Origin of the sequence: Bradyrhizobium stylosanthis (genome assembly GCF_001641335.1) — a bacterium.
In the GTDB taxonomy this organism is placed as follows: domain Bacteria; phylum Pseudomonadota; class Alphaproteobacteria; order Rhizobiales; family Xanthobacteraceae; genus Bradyrhizobium; species Bradyrhizobium stylosanthis.
Genome location: NZ_LVEM01000016.1, coordinates 1 through 2,500, shown reverse-complemented (window position 1 = coordinate 2,500; position 2,500 = coordinate 1). Strand labels below are relative to the sequence as shown.

At 54.8% G+C, this 2,500-nt stretch carries 2 tRNA genes and 2 rRNA genes (1 of these 4 cut by a window edge); all 4 read right to left on the bottom strand.

The features are described from left to right. Positions 1-174, bottom strand: a 23S ribosomal RNA gene (locus A7X65_RS40340) (it extends 2,672 nt beyond the left edge of the window). 400 nt (positions 175-574) lie between these two features. Next, a tRNA-Ala gene (locus A7X65_RS40335) sits at positions 575-650 on the bottom strand. Positions 651-683: 33 nt separating this feature from the next. Beyond that, a tRNA-Ile gene (locus A7X65_RS40330) sits at positions 684-760 on the bottom strand. A 193-nt stretch (positions 761-953) separates the two neighbouring features. Then, a 16S ribosomal RNA gene (locus A7X65_RS40325) occupies positions 954-2,440 on the bottom strand. Together the 16S and 23S rRNA genes with 2 tRNA genes alongside form the textbook arrangement of a ribosomal RNA operon. Positions 2,441-2,500: the final 60 nt, after the last annotated feature.

The window sequence follows — 2,500 nt, the reverse complement described above, 5'->3', positions numbered from 1 at the left end:
CACAACCCCAAGACCAAGGTCTTGGAGTTCCGGCTATCGAAGGTGGGTTTCCCCATTCGGAAATCCGCGGATCAAAGCTTCTTCGCAGCTCCCCACGGCTTATCGCAGCGTAGCACGTCCTTCATCGCCTCTCAGCGCCAAGGCATCCACCGAACACCCTTAAGGCACTTGATTGCTCTCATTATCAATGTCCACACACTCGGCAGAATGTTGTCTCTACGATTGCCAAGAGATCGAAACCTCTTCGGCGCGCACCCTCGATGAATGCTACGTACAGCCGGACATTGACTAGAAAGACCAGCTTGCTTCGTAAGATCGTTCCGATAGCGAGGCGGTCAAGCTTCGCTAAAAGGATCATTTTACAACTCGAGAGCCAACCTTGCGGTCAGCSTCGAGCGCCGAAAATGATCCGGAGATAATGAAGGCTCGCGCAGCAATCTGCTACACGACCCAACTCGGATCGATCTCCTCTTTACGATGTCAGAAAACACGCATCTTGCTGTCTATCCAGACTAGCAGGATGCGAAGTGATGTTTCGCGGACGACGGTGCACAGYGTCGATGATCAAACCATCTGGTGGAGCCAGACGGGATCGAACCGACGACCTCATGCTTGCAAAGCACGCGCTCTCCCAGCTGAGCTATGGCCCCGTAACCAGAAGACGAATGCTCACTCGATGAAAGTGGTGGGCCTGGGAAGACTTGAACTTCCGACCTCACGCTTATCAAGCGCGCGCTCTAACCAACTGAGCTACAAGCCCCTAACGCCTATCCCGTCAGGGACCGTGGGATCCTGCTTCAAGCAGGCCCAGCGCGTGTTCGTCCGCGAAGAAAGAGAAACGAAGACGGCGAAATCCCGCCAATGCAGCTCAACGATCTGGCGATCTGTTGGCCACTGATGTTTCTAAAACGATCCGATAGTGAGCGCGARGCTCKCTGAAGGATCATCCTTAGAAAGGAGGTGATCCAGCCGCAGGTTCCCCTACGGCTACCTTGTTACGACTTCACCCCAGTCGCTGACCCTACCGTGGCCGGCTGCCCCCTTTCGGTTAGCGCACCGTCTTCAGGTAAAACCAACTCCCATGGTGTGACGGGCGGTGTGTACAAGGCCCGGGAACGTATTCACCGTGGCGTGCTGATCCACGATTACTAGCGATTCCAACTTCATGGGCTCGAGTTGCAGAGCCCAATCCGAACTGAGACGGCTTTTTGAGATTTGCTAGGGGTTGCCCCTTCGCTTCCCATTGTCACCGCCATTGTAGCACGTGTGTAGCCCAGCCCGTAAGGGCCATGAGGACTTGACGTCATCCCCACCTTCCTCGCGGCTTATCACCGGCAGTCTCCTTAGAGTGCTCAACTAAATGGTAGCAACTAAGGACGGGGGTTGCGCTCGTTGCGGGACTTAACCCAACATCTCACGACACGAGCTGACGACAGCCATGCAGCACCTGTGTTCCAGGCTCCGAAGAGAAGGTCACATCTCTGCGACCGGTCCTGGACATGTCAAGGGCTGGTAAGGTTCTGCGCGTTGCGTCGAATTAAACCACATGCTCCACCGCTTGTGCGGGCCCCCGTCAATTCCTTTGAGTTTTAATCTTGCGACCGTACTCCCCAGGCGGAATGCTTAAAGCGTTAGCTGCGCCACTAGTGAGTAAACCCACTAACGGCTGGCATTCATCGTTTACGGCGTGGACTACCAGGGTATCTAATCCTGTTTGCTCCCCACGCTTTCGTGCCTCAGCGTCAGTATCGGGCCAGTGAGCCGCCTTCGCCACTGGTGTTCTTGCGAATATCTACGAATTTCACCTCTACACTCGCAGTTCCACTCACCTCTCCCGAACTCAAGATCTTCAGTATCAAAGGCAGTTCTGGAGTTGAGCTCCAGGATTTCACCCCTGACTTAAAGACCCGCCTACGCACCCTTTACGCCCAGTGATTCCGAGCAACGCTAGCCCCCTTCGTATTACCGCGGCTGCTGGCACGAAGTTAGCCGGGGCTTATTCTTGCGGTACCGTCATTATCTTCCCGCACAAAAGAGCTTTACAACCCTAGGGCCTTCATCACTCACGCGGCATGGCTGGATCAGGGTTGCCCCCATTGTCCAATATTCCCCACTGCTGCCTCCCGTAGGAGTTTGGGCCGTGTCTCAGTCCCAATGTGGCTGATCATCCTCTCAGACCAGCTACTGATCGTCGCCTTGGTAGGCCATTACCCTACCAACTAGCTAATCAGACGCGGGCCGATCTTTCGGCGATAAATCTTTCCCCGTAAGGGCTTATCCGGTATTAGCACAAGTTTCCCTGTGTTGTTCCGAACCAAAAGGTACGTTCCCACGCGTTACTCACCCGTCTGCCGCTGACGTATTGCTACGCCCGCTCGACTTGCATGTGTTAAGCCTGCCGCCAGCGTTCGCTCTGAGCCAGGATCAAACTCTCAAGTTGGACTTGAACTTTGAACCGGCTGATCACAACGTTTGACGAGGTCCCACCATTTTTCCGACG